This is a genomic window from uncultured Fretibacterium sp. (assembly GCF_938040765.1).
In the GTDB taxonomy this organism is placed as follows: Bacteria; Synergistota; Synergistia; order Synergistales; family Aminobacteriaceae; genus CAJPSE01.
Map to the genome: position 1 here is coordinate 1 of NZ_CALIAA010000043.1, position 19490 is coordinate 19490.

At 66.4% G+C, this 19490-nt stretch carries 16 protein-coding genes; all 16 read right to left on the bottom strand.

Features of this window, described 5'->3' with window-relative positions; genetic code table 11:
* Positions 1-23: 23 nt before the first annotated feature.
* On the bottom strand, positions 24-755 hold the full coding sequence (locus Q0176_RS01360; protein WP_299298331.1) for a methyltransferase domain-containing protein: 732 nt from the start codon (positions 753-755) through the stop codon (positions 24-26).
* A 12-nt stretch (positions 756-767) separates the two neighbouring features.
* On the bottom strand, positions 768-4175 hold the full coding sequence (gene smc, locus Q0176_RS01365; protein WP_299298333.1) for a chromosome segregation protein SMC: 3408 nt from the start codon (positions 4173-4175) through the stop codon (positions 768-770).
* Positions 4150-5646: an Rne/Rng family ribonuclease gene (locus Q0176_RS01370; protein WP_299298335.1), complete on the bottom strand. Its 1497-nt coding sequence runs from the start codon at positions 5644-5646 to the stop codon at positions 4150-4152. Before Q0176_RS01370 ends, smc begins: the two co-directional genes overlap by 26 nt.
* Before the next feature lie 278 nt (positions 5647-5924).
* Positions 5925-6551, bottom strand: a complete 627-nt coding sequence (locus Q0176_RS01375; protein ID WP_299298337.1) for a TIGR03936 family radical SAM-associated protein — start codon at positions 6549-6551, stop codon at positions 5925-5927.
* Positions 6552-6558: 7 nt separating this feature from the next.
* A complete protein-coding gene (locus Q0176_RS01380; protein ID WP_299298339.1) occupies positions 6559-8337 on the bottom strand; it encodes a radical SAM protein in 1779 nt (592 codons plus the stop codon).
* 47 nt (positions 8338-8384) lie between these two features.
* The gene (rodA, locus tag Q0176_RS01385) at positions 8385-9503 is read right to left on the bottom strand and encodes a rod shape-determining protein RodA (RefSeq protein WP_299298341.1); all 1119 of its coding nucleotides are present in this window, start codon (positions 9501-9503) and stop codon (positions 8385-8387) included.
* A gap of 38 nt (positions 9504-9541) precedes the next feature.
* On the bottom strand, positions 9542-9883 hold the full coding sequence (gene minE, locus Q0176_RS01390; protein WP_299298343.1) for a cell division topological specificity factor MinE: 342 nt from the start codon (positions 9881-9883) through the stop codon (positions 9542-9544).
* Positions 9884-9992: 109 nt separating this feature from the next.
* A complete protein-coding gene (minD, locus tag Q0176_RS01395; protein WP_299298345.1) occupies positions 9993-10796 on the bottom strand; it encodes a septum site-determining protein MinD in 804 nt (267 codons plus the stop codon).
* Positions 10797-10855: 59 nt separating this feature from the next.
* Positions 10856-11557 carry a septum site-determining protein MinC gene (locus tag Q0176_RS01400; protein ID WP_299298348.1) on the bottom strand — a complete coding sequence of 234 codons (702 nt, stop codon included), beginning with the start codon at positions 11555-11557 and terminating at the stop codon, positions 10856-10858.
* The gene (gene mrdA / locus Q0176_RS01405) at positions 11554-13308 is read right to left on the bottom strand and encodes a penicillin-binding protein 2 (protein ID WP_299298351.1); all 1755 of its coding nucleotides are present in this window, start codon (positions 13306-13308) and stop codon (positions 11554-11556) included. The genes Q0176_RS01400 and mrdA overlap by 4 nt, the downstream gene beginning before the upstream one ends.
* Positions 13301-13756 carry a hypothetical protein gene (locus Q0176_RS01410; RefSeq protein ID WP_299298354.1) on the bottom strand — a complete coding sequence of 152 codons (456 nt, stop codon included), beginning with the start codon at positions 13754-13756 and terminating at the stop codon, positions 13301-13303. The genes mrdA and Q0176_RS01410 overlap by 8 nt, the downstream gene beginning before the upstream one ends.
* Positions 13756-14556 (bottom strand): rod shape-determining protein MreC, encoded by an 801-nt coding sequence (mreC, locus tag Q0176_RS01415; protein WP_299298357.1) that lies wholly within the window; start codon positions 14554-14556, stop codon positions 13756-13758. The genes Q0176_RS01410 and mreC overlap by 1 nt, the downstream gene beginning before the upstream one ends.
* A gap of 36 nt (positions 14557-14592) precedes the next feature.
* The gene (locus tag Q0176_RS01420) at positions 14593-15648 is read right to left on the bottom strand and encodes a rod shape-determining protein (protein WP_299298360.1); all 1056 of its coding nucleotides are present in this window, start codon (positions 15646-15648) and stop codon (positions 14593-14595) included.
* A 135-nt stretch (positions 15649-15783) separates the two neighbouring features.
* Complete coding sequence (locus Q0176_RS01425; protein WP_299298363.1) at positions 15784-16413, bottom strand: MBL fold metallo-hydrolase; 630 nt, start codon at positions 16411-16413, stop codon at positions 15784-15786.
* 231 nt (positions 16414-16644) lie between these two features.
* The gene (gene dtd, locus Q0176_RS01430) at positions 16645-17091 is read right to left on the bottom strand and encodes a D-aminoacyl-tRNA deacylase (RefSeq protein ID WP_299298367.1); all 447 of its coding nucleotides are present in this window, start codon (positions 17089-17091) and stop codon (positions 16645-16647) included.
* Between the two features lie 3 nt (positions 17092-17094).
* Positions 17095-19479 carry a bifunctional (p)ppGpp synthetase/guanosine-3',5'-bis(diphosphate) 3'-pyrophosphohydrolase gene (locus tag Q0176_RS01435; protein ID WP_299298370.1) on the bottom strand — a complete coding sequence of 795 codons (2385 nt, stop codon included), beginning with the start codon at positions 19477-19479 and terminating at the stop codon, positions 17095-17097.
* Positions 19480-19490: the final 11 nt, after the last annotated feature.

Below are 19490 nucleotides of genomic sequence, written 5' to 3' on the forward strand. Positions count from 1 at the left end.
AATCCCTCCCAAAACTGCCCCCTTCATCCCAGTCCTTCCGGCTCGTAGGCCTTCAACAGCTCGGGCGTGTAATTCCCCTCCCCGTCTCGGACGAAAAGCGGCGGTTCGACCGCGAGCCCCTCGCCTCCCCCCTTCACGCACTCGAGCAGAAAGACGTTTGAAGGGCGGCCGATGGAGGGGTGGACCAGCCTCAGCCTCTTGGGGACCAGGCTGGCGCGAAGCGCCGCCCCCACGAAGGAGGCCATCCGTTCCGTCCGAAAGACGGCGAAGAAGCGGCCGCGCCCCCTCAGGAGCCGCGCCGCGGACGCCGCGACGTCATCGACGGAGCAGCAGGCCCCCTGACGGGCGATGGAGCGGGACGCGACGGGGCTTTCCCGTCCCCTGCCGGGCGATTCGTAAGGGGGGTTGGCGACGACCCCGTCAAAGGCGCCGGAGGGCAGCAGAGAGGGGTCGCGCAGGTCGCCGCACCGAAACGAGACGCGCATCTCCAGCCCGTTCTCGCGCCCGTTGCGCTCCGCCACGGCGGCGAGGTCCGGCTGGAGCTCGACCCCCACGATGCGGAATTCCTCCGGAAAACGCAGGGCCAGCATCAGGGAGACCGCCCCGGTCGCGGCCCCCAGCTCGACAAAGCTCGACCGCCCTCTCGGGGGACGACGCACCCAGGAGGCCAGCAGCACCGTGTCCATGTTGACGCGGGGCCCCGCCTCGGGCTGCCAGAGCCGAAGGCGGCCGTAGAGGATGTCGTCGTGCGTCATGGCCCCGTCTCCTTAACGGTAATGCTCAACGTCGATGCCCACGATACGCGACAACCCCGGCTCCACCATCGTCACCCCATAGATCAGGTCGGCCCGCTCCATCGTCGTGCGGCGGTGCGTCATGACGATCAGCTGGAGCGAGCGGGAGTATTCCTTCGCGAGGTCGGCGAACCGGATCAGGTTGTACTCGTCCAAAGCCGCGTCCACCTCGTCCAGGACGGCCAGGGGCATCTTCGCGACCTCGAGGGCCGAGAAGAGGTGCGCGATGGCGGTCAGAGATTGCTCCCCCCCCGAGAGCTGCGAGATGTTCTGGAGCTTTTTGCCGGGCGGGCGGGCGTAGATCTCGACCCCGCGCTCCCAGACGGAGCCCTCCTCCTGCAACGTCAGCCGTGCCTCGCCCCCCGCGAAGAGCCGTTGGAAGAGCGCGTTGAAGCGGCTGTCGATGTCCGCCATGGCGCGCGAGAAGGAGGCCTCCACCTGCGCGTCCGTCTCCTCGATCAGGGTCCGCAGCTCGCCGACCCCATTGCGGACGTCCTCCAGCTGCTCGGTGAGGAAATCGACCCGCTCGGTCAAGGAGACGTCCTCCGACAGGGCCCCCAGGTTGTAGTTTCCCAGTGCTCTCAGCTCGCGCTCCAGTCGACGCAGGGCGCCGGTAAGATCGCGCCCTCCCTCGACCTCCCCCGCCTCCGCGGCGTTGTAGGGATACTTGTCGTCCCAGAGCTCGATCAGCTGCCCCCGCTCGGCCTGGACCGCGGACAGCCGCTCCGCCGTCCCCGCGATCTCGCCGCCCAGGGAGGCGAGCGAGGCGGAGGCCTTCCCTTCCCTGCCGCGAAGGCGTTCCAGCCGGAGGTGCCCCCGACGGACCCTTCCCCGTTCCTCCTCCAGCTTTCGGCGGAGCTCCGTCTCGTCCCGATGGACCGAAAGGCACTCCCGACCGATACGCGACAGGGCCTCCCGGCCGGCGCGCTCCTCGCTCTCGCCGGCCCTCAGCTCCTCCAGCGCCTCCGCGATGCGGGCGGTCAGCGTCCCGTGCTCGCGGTCCATCCGCTCCGCGACGGCGCGCGTCCCCCTGAGGCGCTCCCCGGCCAGGGAGAGCTCGGAACGGAGCCCCCCCACGACGGACGAGTTCTCCTCATTATCCGGCAGCTCCCCGAACCCCGAGAGCTCGGAGTCCAACGCCTCGATCCTCCGCCGGGCCTCGGCCAGGCGCTCCTCCAGGGAGGCCGCCTCGCCCGCGGCCTCCGCGCCCTCCCGTTCGGCACGCTCGATGGAGTCCGTGAGGGAGGCCAGGGTCCGCTGCGCCGCGAGCCGGTCGTTCCTCGCCCGCTCCACGGCCGCCGCGGCCTCGTCCCGCTCCGCTGCCAGCCGGCGCTCCTCGTCCTCCCCGGCCTTCAGGCGGGTCTCCACAAGGGCGATGCGCCGCTTCAGCTCCCCGATGCGCTCCTCCGCCTCCGCCATCTGGCGGTTCCGGCCGATCGCACCCGCGCTCTGCCGCATGCGTCCGCCGCTGACCGTCCCCGACGGAGCGAAGACCTCCCCCTCCAGCGTCACGATGGGGAACCGGGCCCCGTCCTTGACCAGCCCGCTTCCCAGGGCATAGCCCTCGACCACCAGAAGGTCGCCCAGCAGGTGGCGCAGCGCGGGCTCCCAGGGCACGCGCGGGACGATCAGCTCGGCGGCCCACCCCACGATCCCATTCATGGGAAGCCGGAATCGGAGGTCCGGGGTCCGCGGACGGCAGCGCTCCAGGGGCAGGTAGGTCACACGCCCCGCACGGCGCTGCTTCAGGAGCTCGATGCCCTCCTGAGCCTCATCGAAGGTGGGGACCAGCAGCCAGTACTGGCGCCCGCCGAGGTAGGCCTCCAGCGCAGGAGCGATGTCCGTCGGGCAGGAAAAGGCCTCTGCCACGACCTCGGGCCTCGAGCGCATGCGGTTCAGGCGCGAGGCCGAGAGCAGAAGACGCACAGGCTCCGGGTAGAGCGAGGACTCCGTGTTCTCCTTCAGCACGTCGAGCTCCGCATCCTGCCGCGTCCGCTCGCGCCGCAGCTGCTGCAGCACGGCCGCGTCCTTCTGGCAAGCCGCGTAGGCCGCCGCGTGCGTTTCGACGAGCGTCCGGTGCCGTTCCTCCCAATGGGCCAGCTCCGGTTCCCCGTTCCCTCCCGCCAGGCGCTCCCGCTCGGACCGGAGGCGGGCGAGCTCCGCCCTCCCCTCCTCCTCGGCAGCGGACAGGGCACGCAGGCGGGCCTCGGACCGGGAGACGAAGAGAGCGCGCTCGGCGTGCTCGTCGCGCAGGGCCTGGCGGCGCAGGCGTTCCCGCTCGAGGGAGGCCCGGCTCTCCTCCATCTCCCTCAGCCGCTCCGCCAGGTCCTGCTGAAGCTCCGCAAGCCGCGCCTCCTGCAGCGCCTCCTCCGCGCGCGTCCGCTCCCGCTCGGACCGAAGGAGGCGTTCCTCCTCCTCCAGCCTCCCGCGCTCCTCGTTCAGGACGCTCCGCTCCCCCAGGATCGCCCGGACCCGCGTCCAGGTCTGGAAGGCCTGGCGGCGCAGCGCGTCCCTCCGCGCGGCGAACTCCTGCTCCCGCGCGAGGAACGCGGACTCGTCGAACCCCTGGCTCCGAAGCCGTTCCTCGGCGGCGCTCACGGCGCTCCGCCAAAGGCCGTGCCACTGGCGGGCCAGGTCCTCGTGGGCCCGAAGCGACTGCTGCTGGCTCCGAAGCCCGCGCTCCCGGTCCTCGAGGGCGAAACGGCGGGAGAAATAGAAGTCCCGGCGCAGGACCTCCAGGTTGTCCAGAATGCCCTGGGCCTCCACGGCCACGGCGACCTCCGGCGCGATCTCCTCGCGCCGGTTCTCCAGCTCGCGGATGAGGGTCTCGATCCGCTGCACCTCGGACAGGGCCGATTCCAGGCGGAGGTTGGTCTCCTCGCGGCGGCGGCGGTAACGGTCGATCCCGAAGAGCAGCTCCAGGTGGTGACGCCGCTGCATGGGACGCTGATGGATGGCCTCCGAGACCTCGCCCTGCCCGATGAAGGCGAAGCTCTCCCCCTCCAGCATGAAGCGGGCCTTCACCTCGTCCAGGTCCTGCATGCGAATGCGGACCCCGTCCACCTGCAACACCGCCCCGCCCTCGGCCGAGTACTGCCGGCGCAGGGTGGCGGTCCCGTCCGCCCCGGAGAGCCGGAGCGTCACCTCCGCCTCTTTTGCGGGGGGGACGGTGGCGCTTCCCTGAAAGAGCAGGTCGCTCTGCCTCACGATGCGGAGCGCGGAGGGGCTGCCCTCGCCGAGAATCCAGCGCAGGCCGTCCAGGATGTTGCTCTTGCCGCTCCCGTTCGGCCCGACGATCGCCGTGAAGCCCGCGGGGAAGGAGAACTCGCAGCAGCTCCCGAAGCTCTTGAACCCTTTAAGAAGCAGATGCTCTATGGACAACCAGGGAACTCTCCCGCCGCTCCATCTGTTTCGCGCGGCGCTCCACGGCGTCGCAGGTCCCCTGGAGCTCGACGCGGTATTTGCTCCACGCGAACTCGGGCATCCCGACGATCAGGATCTTCCGCTCCAGCTCCTCCTCCCAGAGCTGGAGATAGGTGTCGTCCACGTACTGCGCAATGGCCGCGTTGGCCTGGAGCAGCAGCGCCTCCGTCCGGTTGGCGTGCGCCACCTTGCGCAGGAACCGCTTGATGGACATGGCCACGGTGTCCTCCCGCAGCACCCATCCGTTGTCGCTGCAGAAAGGGCACCCGCGCGTGAGCACGGAGCGCAGGTCGGGGCGGCCGCGCTTGCGCGTGAGCTCGACGAGGCCAAGCTGGGTCATGCTGAAGACCCGGGCCCGCGAACGGTCGGCGTGGAACACCTCCTCGAGCCGGGCCAGAAGGCGCTGCCGGTCCTCCTCGAACTCCATGTCGATGAAGTCGATCACGACGATCCCGCCGATGGACCGGAGGCGCAGCTGGCGGGCGATCTCGTCCGCCGCCTCCAGGTTCGTCGCCAGGGTCGTATGGCGCATGTCACTGTCCCCGACGAACTTGCCCGTGTTGACGTCGATGACCGTCAGGGCCTCCGTATGCTCGATGACGAGGTAGGCCCCCGAGCGGAGCCAGACCTTACGGTCCAGGGCCTGCTCGATCTCGTTCTCGATGCCGTAGTACTCGAAGATCGGGACGACCCCCCGGTAGAGCGCCACGCTCGGCTTGTCCGTGACGTAGAGCCGGTCCACGAAGTCCGTGACGTGGGCGAACTCCTCCTCCCCGTCCACGATGATCTCGTCGACGTTCCCCTGGGCCTCGTCCCGCAGGACGCGCCCCAGGAGCCCCATATCCTTGTAGAGAAGGCATGGGGCGGACTGGAGGGACGCGTTGTGCTCGATCTCCCGCCAGAGCGCCAGCAGGGACTCCACGTCCCTGGCCAGGGTCTCCTCGCCGACCCCCTCGGCGGCGGTCCGGATGATGACGCCGAAATCGTCGCCCCGAAGGTCCTTGGCGAAATGCCTCAGGCGCTTGCGCTCGCTTTCGCTCTCGATGCGGCGGGACACCCCGGTCTCGCCCCCGCCGGGCACCAGGACAAGGTAGCGCCCCGGCAGGGAGAGGCGGGGCGTCACCCGCGCCCCCTTGTTCTTGCGGGCGGTCTTGGTCACCTGGACGACCAGCTCCTGATTGGGGACGATCTTCATCCCCTGAGCGTCGTTGAGGTAAAGAAACGCGTTCCGGCCGTCCCCGATGCAGACGAAGGCGGCGTTGATCCCGGGGAGCACGCTCTCGACCCGGGCCTTATAGATCTCCCCCGCCTTCTGATGATCCCACATGCGCTCTATGAAGATTTCCGACAATCGGCCCCCCTCGAGGATCGCGACGCGCGTCTCCTCGTTCTCCAGGGTGTCGGCAATTATCTTGCGGTCCGAAGACACATTTCGTCCCCCTTTGCTCTGTGGGGCCGCAGCCCCCTCAACTCAAACTCCGTATATAGATCCAAGTCCCAATCGTTTGCAGGCAATAAGCGGAGAGCCGGCGAAGAACGAGCCGTGCGAATCGCTTAGATTTCTCACCAGGCGGCTTTTGCGAACCGCAGCGATGGCGTACAAAAAAGTACGTCGAGCAAGGCGAGCAAAAACAACGCAGCATACGAGTGATTCGGGATTGGAATAAAATGCGTACAAACAACGACAACCGCCGAACGGAAGGCCCCTCACGGCGCCAACCGCCCCGGCAGCTCAACTTTTGTTCCATCCCACAGGCCGATGGCCACCCTGACGATGTTGACGTCCTGCCAGCCCCCGAGGTCCCCGGAGGCGATCATCGCCTTCACCCAGCCCCCGACGCCGTTTCGGGCCGGTTCGGCCAGGAGCAGGCTCGTCCACCCCGCCGAGTCCTCCCCCACGGCATCGCCGGCGTCCATGACGGCCTCGCCATAGTGCGCCCGCGCCCTGTCGATCAGTTCATCCCGTGAGAGGGCACCAGGGCTGCGCACCCAGTACAGGGCGGCGCGGCACTCCCGCCCCAGGGACGGGGCGCCCTCCCGGGGCAGGAGAAAGCTCAGGACGCGAAACCCGTCGGGCATGGCGGCGTTCCAGCGCTCCAGAAGGTCGTCGGGCACGCTCCCGAGGTAGACGTCCACGGGCTCCATCAGGGCGACGACCCCCGCGGGAAGCTCCGGCCCGAAGCTCATCTTCGCGTGGGGCGAGAACCCCCGGGTCATCTCCGGTACGAGGCCGGCCCTCCAGGCCGTCCGCGTGAAGAGCGGCGCCAACGCGATGTGGGGGACGAAGCACGCCCCGCCGCGCTTCTCGTAGAAGAGGCGCACACGAACGCTCATCGGGACCTCAAAGGGCTGTCCCCGTCCCGCGGCAGCCCAGTCCGCAGGCGGCGCAGCCCGAGCGGCAGTCCGCCGTCGTCCGAGCGGCGTAGGCCCTCCTCCGCTCCCGAAGCAGAAACTCCCGGGTGAGGCCGGAGTCGATATGATCCCAGGGCAGAGGTTCCGACTCGTCCCGTTCGCGGGTAAACTCATGGGGCGACAGGGAATGGAACTCGAAGGCATCCAGCCACCGCCGCAGGTCGAAGGTCTCGCTCCAGCCGTCGAAGCGGGCCCCCGTGTGCCAGGCCCGCTCGATGACGTCGGCCACGCGGCGGTCCCCACGGGCCAGGACCCCCTCGAGGAAGGACTGCTCGGGCTCGTGGTAGCTCAGGGATATCGCCCTGTCGCGGACCTGCCCCTTGAGGCGGCGTCCCTTCTCGCGAAACTCCTCCACCGTGTTCTGCCGCTCCCACTGAAAGGGGGTGTGCCCCTTCGGGACGAAGCCGGCGACCGACGCGGTCACGGAGGCGCGTTTCCGCCCCTTCCGACGCGCGAGCCTCAGCACGGACTGCGCCAGCTCCACGATGCCGTCCAGGTCCTCGTCGGTCTCCGTCGGCAGCCCCATCATGAAGTAGAGCTTCACGCGGTCCCAGCCCCGGGAGAAGACCTCGTCGAGACACGCGAAGATGGACTCCTCCGAGAAACCCTTGTTGATGACGTCCCGAAGGCGCTGGGTCCCCGCCTCGGGCGCAAAGGTCAGCCCTCCCCGGCGGAGCTTCTGCAGGCGCTCGGCCAGACCGATCGAGAAGCCGTCCATCCTCAGGCTGGGCAGGCTCAGCTTGGCGTTCCGCTCGGACAGGGGGGCGTTCAGGGCGTCTATGACCGACTCGATCCCGGAATAGTCGCAGGACGCCAGGGAGAGGAGCCCCACCTCCTCCCATCCCGTGCGGTCCACAAGGCCGACGATCGAGTCCACGACCCTCTGGGGGTCCCGTTCGCGGACCGGACGGCAGACCATCCCCGCCTGACAGAAGCGGCAGCCGCGTGAGCAGCCCCGGAAGAGCTCGAGGGCCGCCCGGTCGTGCACCACGCTCACGGAGGGGACGATCAGCCCCTGGGGGCTGAACGCCTCCTCGAAGGACTCCAGGAACCGCCGCCTCACCGGGGTGCCGTCGTGGCAGGCGGGAACGTAAACCCCCTCCAGCCGCGCACAGGCCGCGAGGCGCTCCGACCGCCTCCCTCCCCTGGTGTCCCGCAAAACCGCCAGGAGCTCCGGGAGCACGGGCTCGCCCTCCCCGACGCAGAAGAGGTCGAAAAACGGCGCCACGGGCTCGGGGACGAGGGCCCCGGGCCCGCCCGCGACGACGATGGGGTCGCCGTCGCCCCTCGCCTCGGACCTCAGGGGCACGCCTCCGAGGTCCAGCATGGTCAGGACGTTGGTGTAGCCCATCTCGTGCTGGAGCGTGAAGCCCAGCACGTCGAAATCCCGCAGCGGACGCCCCTGCTCCGTGGAGGACAGGGGCATTTCGTAACGCCTCAGCAGGGCCTCCATGTCGACCCACGGGCAATACGCCCGGTCCACGAGGCAGCCTTCGTTCCGGATGAAGGCGGAGAGCAGCTGAAAGCCGTAATAGCTCATCCCGATCTCGTAGACGTCCGGGAACGCGAGGCAAACCCTCAGGGAATCGCGGGCCTCGTCCCACGAGGGCAGGACATAGGGCCTCCACTCGCTGCCGCTGTAGCGGGACGGGCGCGAAACCTGGGCCAGAAGGGGCCAGGCCGGCCGATCGAATTCCGAAAACGCCATAGAACGAACTCCTCCGCGCCCGAAGCCGGAATTACCGACGCAAGGCCCTAAAAGTGAAAACGCTTCGCGCTGTCGATATAGACGCTGCCGACGAGCCCCAAAGCGACGAAAACGGACAAAAGGGCGCTTCCCCCGTAGCTCAGGAAGGGCAGGGGCAGCCCGGTGACCGGCATCAGACCGATGCTCATCCCGATGCTCTCGAACATCTGGAACCATATCCAAACCGCGATGCCGGCCGCCATGATCTTGCACCGCCGGTCGCGGCTCCGGAGCCCGGCGGCGGCGATGCGGGAGAAGAGCAGCCCGAAGAGGACCAGCAGTATGGAGGTCCCCAGGAAGCCGAACTCCTCGGAGTAGACGCTGAAGATGAAATCGGTGTGGGGCTCCGGAAGGAAGCGCAGCTTGCTCTGCATCCCCATCATAAAGCCCTTGCCCCAGAACCCGCCGGACCCCACGGCGATGCGGGACTGGATGACGTTGTACCCCGCGCCGAGCGGGTCCCGCATCGGATCCAGAAAGACGAGCAGCCTCAGCTTCTGATACTCCTTCAGGCAGAACCAGAGGAAGGGCGCCGAAACCACCCCCAGCCCCATGAGGGTCCCCAGGTAGCGCAGGGGGGTGCCCGCGATGAAGAGCATGCCGAAGGTGATGACGAGATACACCAGGGCGCTTCCCGTATCCGGCTGGGCGAGCACCAGGACGACGGCCGGGATCGCCACGCCCAGCCCCCCCAGGAAGGCCCCCAGGTTCAGTGGGGGGTAACGGCTCAGCCACTTCGAGAGCATCAGGATCAGGGATATCTTGGCGAACTCGGAGGGCTGGAAACGAAAGAATCCCAGGGACAGCCAGCTCTGAGCCCCCTTGATCCGAGGCGCCAGCAGCACCGTGAGGAACAGGAGGAACAGGGTCAGGCCGTAGATGGGGTAGGCCGCGTCCAGCAGCCTGCGGTATCCCACACCCACCATGAAGAACATCGCCAGGCCCCCCGCCGCCAGCCACAGCGACTGGCGCAGGGCAAAGTCCCAGCCGCGCCCCATGCGCCCCGCCCCCGCGCTGAAAACGCAGAGGACACCGCATGCCGCCAGGAACAGTGCGCAGCCGAGAAGGATCCTGTCCAGCTCGGTAACGTCATCCTTGAAGACCAAAAGATAAGGAGTCTCCATCATCCAGTTCTACCTTCGGAAAAGCCGGAAGCCCTCCATGCCTAACGATGCTTCTTCCTGCCGCTTTTATCCCCCGCCGGCCTCGGGACGGCACGGGACGGCGCCGCCTCCTCCTCCATCCCCCCGCCCCGCTTGATCCTGAGGACGGGGATGTTCGCCACCAGGGCCACGGCCTGATCGTCCCGGTCCAGATCCAGTTCGATCTTGCTGGTATCGATATCCATATAACGGGTCAGGACCGTAATCATCTCCATCCTCAGGTTCTCGAGCAGCTGCGGCGATATGTCGGTCCGATCATGTATCAGTACGATGCGGAGGCGATCCCGCGCCGTCCGGGCCGAATCGCGGCTGCCGCCCCCAAAAAATTTTTTCAGAAAATCCACGTCTATCTCTCCCCCTTTGTGCTGAAAATCAACGGGATATCCTCATGAAATTTCTCCAGGCGCCCTCCAGCCCGCGGGACAGGAGTTCCCGAGGGCTCCGGAACCCGGATCAGCTCAGTCCGAAGAAGCGTTTGATCGGGGCAAGGAAGCGCCAGGAGGCCCCGACATCCAGCTCCATCAGAGGAATGTCCCGCCCCTGGAGACGTTCGGCGATGTTGGCATAGGCCTGGGCCGCCGGGGAATTCAGTCCGAAGGTCAGGGGCTCGCCGCGGTTCGAGGACTTGATGACCCCGTCGTCCTCGGGCACGATCCCTATGAGATTGATGGAGAGGATATCGAGGATGTCCTCCCTCGCCAGCATGTCCCCGTCCTGGACCATGTTCGCACGGAAGCGGTTGATGATCAGGCGGATCGGGGACTTTCCCATGGACTCGAGCATCCCGATGATTCGGTCCGCATCCCGGACCGAGGGGACCTCGGGCGTCGTCACCACAAGGGCCTCGTCGGCCCCGGCGGCGGCATTCTTGAACCCGCCCTCGATGCCCGCGGGGCAGTCCAGAAGCACGAAATCGAAATCCGGCCTCAGCTGATTGCAGAGATCCATCATCTGCTCCGGGCCAACGGCGTCCTTGGTACGCGTCTGAGCCGCGGGAAGAAGAAAGAGGTTCTCCACCCGCTTGTCCCGCACCAGGGCCTGGTTCAGACGGCAATTTTTCTCGATTACATCTATGAAATTGAACACGACGCGATTCTCGAGCCCCATGACGACATCCAGGTTGCGCAGCCCGATATCCGCATCCACGGCGACCACTTTTTTGCCGGTCTTCGCCAGAGCGACCGAGATGTTCGCCGTCGAGGTCGTCTTTCCGACACCTCCCTTTCCGGAGGTAACCACTATAACCCGTGCACTCAACGAAAAAACCTCCATTTCCGTAAACTGTCTTCAGCCTTCCCCGTTCCGGCCGAGTTCGATCATTCCAGAAAATGCCCCTCGCGGATGATCGGTTTTTCGTCCTCGACGGTGATCAGAACGGTCTTCCGCCACCAGGACATCGACTCGTCGGCGTAGCACAGACGGCGCCCCACCCGGATCTGGCGGGTCTCGAAGGACCCCGCAAGGACGTATACGTCCTTTCTTCCATCCCTGCCGGCATGCACGATCCCCTTGAGCCTCCCGGCGACGAGGACGCTGCCCGTGGCCAGTATCTCCGCCCCGGCGTTCAGATGCCCCCAGAGGAGGACGTCGCCGCCGTGCTCGATGTTCTGCCCGGAACGCAATGAATTATACAGTACGAGCGCACCGGGGCTGTCCGAAGGAGGAGAGGGCGGAACCGGGGAGGGCTCCTCGGCCGTCAGTCCCGCTCTGCGGACGAGGGCCTGCGTCGTCCCGTTCGAGGATACCCAGGCCAGGATACGAATGCCGCCGGGCCATACGACCCGCCGCAGGATCCTGAGCAGCAGATCCTCCGAACAGACCCTGGACTGGAAGTCCAAAACCACGCCCTCCCCGACGGGGAAAAGGTAAGCCTGGGGCGGAATACGCAGCAAAAGCTCCAGCAGTTCCTCCTCGGAAGGGGACTCCGGCAGGATGATCCGAATGCCGTAGCCCATCCCCTTGATCCGAATCGCGGAGGATGGATCCCGTGTCTCGACACCCTTCTGTATCGTCCTCAATCCCCCCGGCCTCCTCCCTCACCCGTAGGATGGCTCAAAATATGGGCCAGAATCTCGCCGACGATCGGCGAGGCCACGCTGCTGCCGTGCTTCCCCGCCTCGACGACCGCAACGGCGACAAACCTCGGGGCATCCGCCGGGGCGTAGCCGGCGAACAGGGCGTGGTCGTCCCCATGCGCGTTCTGGGCGGTCCCCGTCTTGCCCGCGATCGTCACCCCGAACTGGCCTGCCCTGGCCCCCGTGCCCTTGCGCACGACGTATTCGAGCCCCTTCTGCACGGTCGCCAGTTTCTCCCTGCCGACCGGCAGCCCTATCGGCTCCCTGTAGGCACGGTCGCACAGGAAGGGGTGCACGAGCCTGCCTCCATTCGCGATCGCCGCATAGACGCGGGCTATCTGCAAAGGCGTCAGCAAAAGATACCCCTGCCCGATCGAATAGTTGATCGTGTCGCCCGGATACCAGTTCTCCCTGAAACGCCTCTTCTTCCACTCCGGCCCGGCGATCGTGCCCGAGGCCTCGCCCGGAAGGTCTATCCCCGTGGGCTCCCCCAGGCGGAACTCCCGACACCACTTCATCAGGAGGTCGATCCCCAGCTTCAGCCCCGTCTGATAGAAATAGACGTCGCAGGAATACTGCAGGGCCGACAGCACGTTGACCCTGCCGTGCCCCCCGCGCCGCCAGCATCGAAACGTCCGGGAGGGCAGGCGAAGGGCGCCGCCGCAGAAAAAGGTCGTGGAGGGCGCGACCACCCCCTCCTCCAGGCCCGCCAGGGCCACGAGCGCCTTGAAGGTGGAGGCGGGCGGGTAGACCCCTGCAATGCTCCGGTCCAGCATCGGCCTGGCCGGGTCCTGCGTCATATCCCGCCACTCCCTCCCGGAGACCCCCCAGGCCAGGGGATTGTTGTCGTAGGTCGGCGAGGAGGCCAGGGCCAGGACCGCCCCCGTCCGGACGTCCATCACCACGAGCGCCCCCTTCTGCCCCGTCAGGAGCTCGACGGCCCGCTTCTGGACCCCCATGTCCAGGGTCAGCTTCAAATCGCTTCCCTTCATCACCGAGCGGGTGTCCAGCGTGCGGACCTTTCGGCCCCGTGCGTCGACCTCCAGGGCCTCCTCCCCGGCCGCGCCGCGCAGCTCGGACTCGTAGAAGCGCTCGATGCCCACCTTGCCGATCAGGTCTCCCCCGAAATAGTCCCCCTCGGCGCTGGCCCGGAGCTCCTCCTCCGAGATCTCCCCGACATATCCCAGGACGTTCGATACCAAGGCCCCCGCAGGATACGTCCTCCGCCAGACGGGGAAGGGAAAAAGCTCCCGGGGAAACTCGGGGTCGGCGACCAGCTCCGCCATCTGCGGCATCGTCAGGTTCGGAACCAGGCGGATCACGCGGTAGGGGGCCCAGCGCTGCCGCCGGATCGTCTTTTCGAGGTCCTCCACGGTCATGGGGATACCGTGGCGCGTCAGCACGAGACTGACGCGCTCCAGCTTTTTCTCCGTATCGAGGTCCAGCGGATATCCCATGATGCTGAACGTCGTCTCGTTGACCGCCAGCGGGACGCCGTGACGGTCGAAGATCTCCCCGCGGGGCGCCGATACCCGAATCAGCCTCAGCCGATTGTTGTAGGCCAGGCGAACGTATTTGTCGCCATGAAGAATCTGAAAAAAATAAAGCCCTCCCGCCAGAACGGCCAGGGAGAGAAAAATCCCTCCCAGCATGATCTTCAGGCGGTCGTCCAGCAAATCTCTGATCTCAGGCATGGAGCTCCTTCATACGCCTCGAATAGCGGTAGACGCACAGCAGTACGAGGGGAAGAGCCAGCACCTGCTGCAGCACGAAGAAAGCCCCCCCCCTGTCGCCTCCGAAGATCAGGACGGGCAGAAGCGGAGGCAGAAGCTGAGTGACCTCCAGGAGCGTAAAAAAGACCATGGACGTGCGCCCCTGTACGGGGATGGCGTTCCAGGCCCACAGGATCAGCATCACGGCACAGACGTAGCCCAGGGTGAAAAACCCCGGGATGCCGATCCAGCGCAGATCCCAGAGCAGCCCCCCGAAAAAGGCCGTCCAGATGCCCCAGAGCCGGTCCTCCCCCTCATCCAGGAGCAGGCGGTAGGCCACCGTCAGGAGAAAGATCTCCGGGACCTGCATCACCCCCCAGACAAGCACGGTCAGAAGGTCCTGGAGCAGCCAGAACAGCACGGAGGACATCAGCGGGGCCTCTCCGACGGGGAAAGCGCGGGGCTGAGGATGGAGACCTCGTAAAATCGCGTGAGGTCCGCCCCGGGCTCCAGGCGATAGGTGACGTACCCGCTCCCGGAGACCTCGATCTCCTCCTTGATCCGGCCGATGGGCAGCCCCGGGGGCAGCTGCTCGCCGATCAGGGCCGTACTCACCTTCATCCCGGCCATATTGCCCCTTCCCGAGGGGATGTAGTTCAGCAGGACCGAACCGTTCCCATCCCCGACGACGACCCCCAGGTCCCGGGTCTCCTCGATCACGACCGGAATCAGCAGGGACGGCGAGGTCAGGAGCTCCGCCCAGGAGGAGAACAGCGACACCGAGGTGACGCGCCCGATGAGGTATCCATTCTGGAAGATCGGCAGCCCCACGGAGACGTGATCCTTCTCCCCCTTGTCGATGCGGATCTCGTGCCACCAGGACAAAGGCGCCCTCAGGGTCACCCGGGCCCCGCTCATCCTGGCGTCCAGCTCGGCGCGGATGCGCTCGTTCGCCATGGCGGCCTCCAGAATGCGGAACTTCGCATTCTCGTCCCGCAGACGCTCGATCTCGCGCTGCAGCGTCGATTTCTCCCGGGCCCAAAGCCATCCATCCCTCAGGAGGGCCCGCAGGCGCACGGCCGGAAGCTCCGGGATGGACAGGACCTCCCCCAGGAGCCCCACAACCTGCTTCGAAACCCCCAGGGAAGAGCCGGCCGCCAGCAGCACCACCCCCAGGATGAGCGCCGTCAGGCTGTGAATCCACTCGCGGATCTGGCGTCGGTCAAGCATGGCCGACCCTCCGTCCAGACATTATCCCGCGCGGTTTCAGCGGGACCCCCGCTCGACGGACATCAGCACCCGCCGCATGGCCCCCAGGTTCTCCAGGATCTTCCCCACCCCCATGGCCACGGAGTAAAGCGGCTTCTCGGCGGTGATGACGGGGGTGTTGACGGCCCGGGAGAGGCGCTCCGCAAACCCCCGCATCAGGGAAACCCCTCCGGAGAGCACGATTCCCTGATCGACGATGTCCTTGGCCAGTTCGGGGGGGGTCTTCTCGAGGGCCACCTTCACCATGTCCTCGATCCCCAGAAAGATCGGGTCCAGAGCCTCCCGGACCTCGACCGAGGAGACCGTGTCGACCTTGGGCAGTCCGTCGGAGAGGTCCCGCCCCTTCACGGCCATCTCCAGCTCCGGCGTCAGAGGCAGCGCGGAGCCGATCGTGTTCTTGACCTCCTCGGCCGTCGTATCCCCGATCAGCAGAGCGTAGCGTTGGCGCAGCATGGCGATGATGGCGTTGTCCATCACCTTGCCCGCGTTCCGAAGCGAGCTGGTCACCACGATGCCCCCGAGGGAGATGACCGAGACCTCGCTCGTCCCTCCCCCGACGTCGACGATCATGCATCCCTGGGGCTTGTCGATCGGCAGCCCCACACCGAGGGCCGCCGATATGGGCTCGTCCACCACATAGGCCTCGCTTGCCCCCGCGCCCAGCGTCGCGTCGACCACCGCCTTGCGCTCCACCTCCGTGACCTCCGCCGGAACGGAGATGACCACGCGCGGATGGGCCATGAAGGAACCGCCCCCCTTGGCCTTGTGGAGGCAGAAACGGATCAGCTCCTCCGTCATGTCGAAGTTGGCGATGACCCCATCCTGAAGCGGCCATATCGCCTCGACGCCCGTGGGGGTCTTCCCCGCCATCGACTTGGCCTCCTGCCCCACGGCGATGACCTCCAGCCCCCGGCCTCGGGGCAGTTTACGCACGGCGACGGTCGAGGGCTCGCTGAGCACGATCCCCTTCTCCTTCACGTACACGACGATGTTGGCCGTCCCCAGATCTATTCCGACATCAAGCCCCAGTATCCCGGAGAGGTACTTGAACATATCCTTTCATCACCCGCATTTTTCGAATCTGCCCCAAACCGTCCACCGATGGGGGCCTCGCCGCAAAGGACCCTCTTTATCGCGGGCCCCTTTCCATTTTCCCGGACTTTCCGAAACCGCCTTCCCGAAACCGGCCTAGACGGGCCAGAAGGGATTGTGCTGCCGCTCCTCTCCGATGGTCGTCTCGGGACCGTGCCCCGGAAGGACGACGAGCGAATCCGGAAGCTTCGAGAGCTTGCGCAGAGAGTCGTCCAGCTTCGACGGCTCCCCGCCCGTGAGATCGGTCCGGCCCACGCTCTGGGCGAACAGGGTATCCCCCGAGGCCAGGATGCACTCCCCGCCCTCCCGTATAAGATAACACACTCCCCCCGGGGTGTGCCCCGGGGTCTCCAGGACCTCGATGCGGAAAGCTCCGATCTCGAGCACGTTTCCCTCGGATATCTCGTGAAAATCGGCAACGCTCTCGCACCGTATCCGGAGGGCGGACTGCATCGCCTCGGAGGGGCGTCGGATCATATCGGCATCGTCCCTGGAGATGTAGACCTCCCCTCCGACGAGGGGGAGCAGATCCCCGAGCCCCGCAAAATGGTCCACGTGCCCGTGGGTCAGGAACACCGCCCTCAGCTTCAGCCCCTGGGACCGAACGAACTCCAGGACCTCCCGGGCATCCCCGCCGGGGTCGATGAAGAATGCCTCTCCCCCCTCGTCCCAGAAAAGATAGCCGTTCGTCCAAAGCTTGCCCAGTGGGAAACGTTTGTACTGCACCGTCGCTCACAACTCCTTATTCCAATTCCAAATCATTCGTATACTTCGTTTAAGCAGAAGACCAGCTCTCCAAGGCTGTTAAGCCTTGGATGCTGTGTCGGTCGCTTGCGTCGAAGCGAAACCCCACGGCTTCGTCTTCGACGCACAGGCAAGCTGCCTGATGCAGAATCCAAGTGCTTCGCTAACTCACTGCTTATCATCTGCCGCAAATGATTCAGGAATGAAATTATTTTATCCCCTTCGGGTATCCAGGATCAGGGTCACCGGGCCGTCGTTCAGGAGGCCTACCTCCATATGCGCGCCGAAGACGCCGCAGCCCGTTTCCACCCCGAAGGACCGCACCCGACGAACGAAATGGTCATAGAGCCGCTTCCCCTCCTCGGGGGCGGCCGCTCCGACAAAGGAGGGACGCCTGCCCTTCCGGCAGTCCCCGTAAAGGGTGAACTGCGAGACCAGAAGCGCAGCGCCGCCGACATCGAGCAGGGACCGGTTCATCCGCCCCTCCCCGTCCTCGAAGATCCTCAAGTTGAAGAGCTTGTTGGCCAGCCAGAGGGAATCCTCCTCCGTGTCTCCGTCCCCAACCCCCAGCAGGACGCAGATCCCCGGTCCGATCTCCGATATCGTCTCTCCGCCCACGGAAACGGTCGCCCGCAGGACCCTCTGCACCACCGCCCGCATGGCCTACCCCCTTACGACCTCCAGCATCCCCTTGATGCCGTTCAATTTCGCTACGATCGAGTACAGGTGCTCCACGTCCTTCACCTTCAGCTCGATCTTCATCCGCATCAGGCTGTTGCCCACCGTCGTAGCCTTGATCCCGTGGATGCTGCCCCCCTCCAGCCCGATCGCCTGAGCCGCGTCGCGGATCAGGTCGGACCGGTCCAGGGCCTCCGCCCTCAGCCGGGCGGTATAGAGCTTTCCGGACGGACGCCCCCAGGAGACCTGCACGACGCGCCCCATCTGGGCGTTCAGGATATTGGGGCAGTCCAGACGATGCACCGTGATCCCGCGCGTCCGCGTCGAGTAGCCCACGATGGCGTCGCCCGGGACCGGGTCGCAGCAGTTGGCCAGGACCACCCAGACCCCGCCCGCCCCGTCGACCACGATGTCCGAGTCGGACTTATGGGCGTCCGTGTGCTCCTTGACGAGAGCCGCGATGTCGTCCGTGGGATGGCGCTGCTGGAGGTACGCCAGCGCGAGCTTCTGCGCGACCGTACTGGGGCCGGACGTCCCCGCCCCGATGGAGACCAGGAGGTCCTCCCTGCCCGCCATCCCGAGGTCGCGGGCCACCTTGTTGAGGGCGGGGGTCAGATCGTCCTGATTGTCCGTCTTATCCGCCGCGATCCCCCGCTTGCGGAGCTCGCGTTCGAGGGCCTCCCAGCCCCGCGCCAGCTTCTCCTCCCGGTCCGTCTTCTCGGCCTGGCGAAAGTAGTTCCGGATCTTGCTCCTGGTCTTGCTGCTCCGGGCGAACTTCATCCAGTCCCTGGAGGGGAAGCCCTGCGGCGAGGTGATGATCTTCACGATATCGCCGCTGTGCAGCTGCGTGCTCAGGGGCACGATGCGGCTGTTGATCATCGCCCCCACGCAGCGGTTGCCCACCTCCGTATGGACGGCGTAGGCAAAGTCGATCGTCGTGGCCCCGTTGGGGAGGACCAGGGGCTTGCCCTGCGGGGTGAAGACGTAGACCTCCGAGGTCAGGACGTCGCTCTTCAGCAGCTCCAGAAATTCCTCGGGGTCGTGCCCCTCGCCCGGGCCGCCCTCCAATGCCTGGCGCACCCACATCAGCCTGGCGTCCAGGCTGTCCGCGGAGCCGCCCTTGGACTTGTAGAGCCAGTGAGCGGCGATCCCGTACTCCGCAAGCCGGTTCATCTCCTGAGTCCGGATCTGTACCTCCATGGGGGCGCCGAAGGCCATGACCGTGGTGTGCAGCGACTGGTACATGTTGCTCTTCGGGGTGGCGATGTAGTCGTCGAACTGCCCCGGGATCGGAACCCACAGGGAGTGGACGATGCCCAACACGGCATAGCAGGTGGACACGTCCTCCACCAGGACGCGGATGGCCAGGATGTCGTACAGCTCGTCCATGGAGAGCTTCTTGCGCTGCATCTTCTCGTAGATGCTGTAATAATGCTTGGCCCGGCCCTTGATCTTGCAGGGAATCCCCTCCTTCGCGAGGCGGGACTCCAGCGTCTCGATCCCCTTCCGGATGATCTCCTCCATCTGGGGCAGTTTTTTCTTGGTCTTCCGCCGGATCTCGCTGTAGACCTCCGGCTGAAGGTAACGGAAGGACAGGTCCTCGAGATCCCTCTTGATCTGGTAGATCCCCAGGCGATGCGCGAGAGGGGCGAAGATCTCGAGCGTCTCCTTCGCGATGCGCTCCTGCTTGTCGCGCCGGAGCGCGCCCAGGGTCCTCATGTTGTGCAGCCTGTCCGCGAGCTTGATCAGGACGACCCGGATGTCCCGGGCCATCACGATGAACATCTTCCGCAGGTTCTCCGCCTGGTACCCCTCCACCGACATGAAGGGCAGCTTGCCCAGCTTCGTCACGCCGCCGACCAGCGTCAGGACGTCCTCGCCGAACGCGGCGCTCAGCTCCTCGGGGGACGTCGGCGTGTCCTCCAGGACGTCGTGCAGCAGGGCCGCCGTCAGGGTGGCCAGGTCCAGCTGCATGTCCGCGAGGATCGACGCCGTGCTCAGGGTATGGATGACGTAGGGATCCCCCGCCACGCGCTTCTGGTCGGCGTGGGCCCTGGCGGCGAAGACGAAGGCCTTGCCCAAGCGGTGCATCTGAGAGGAGGAGAGAAAGGTCAGGGCCTTGGCCCAGAGCTCGCGCCAGGCCGCCCGCACGCTCTCCACCCGGCACTGTTCCGGGAGCTGCTCCAGAAAGGAATCGCGCAGCTGCGCCATCTCCCGCTGCTCGTCGCTGCCGGAGAGCTCCGGGACGCTGCTCAGGATGGCCTTCATCGCCTCGTTGTCGGCGCGCAAGGCGCCATCGGAGGCAGGGGACGCCCCCGTGCCCGCGTCCAACCGCTCCGCAGGCGCCGATCTCAAGCGTTCATCCGTCACGAGGCCCTCCC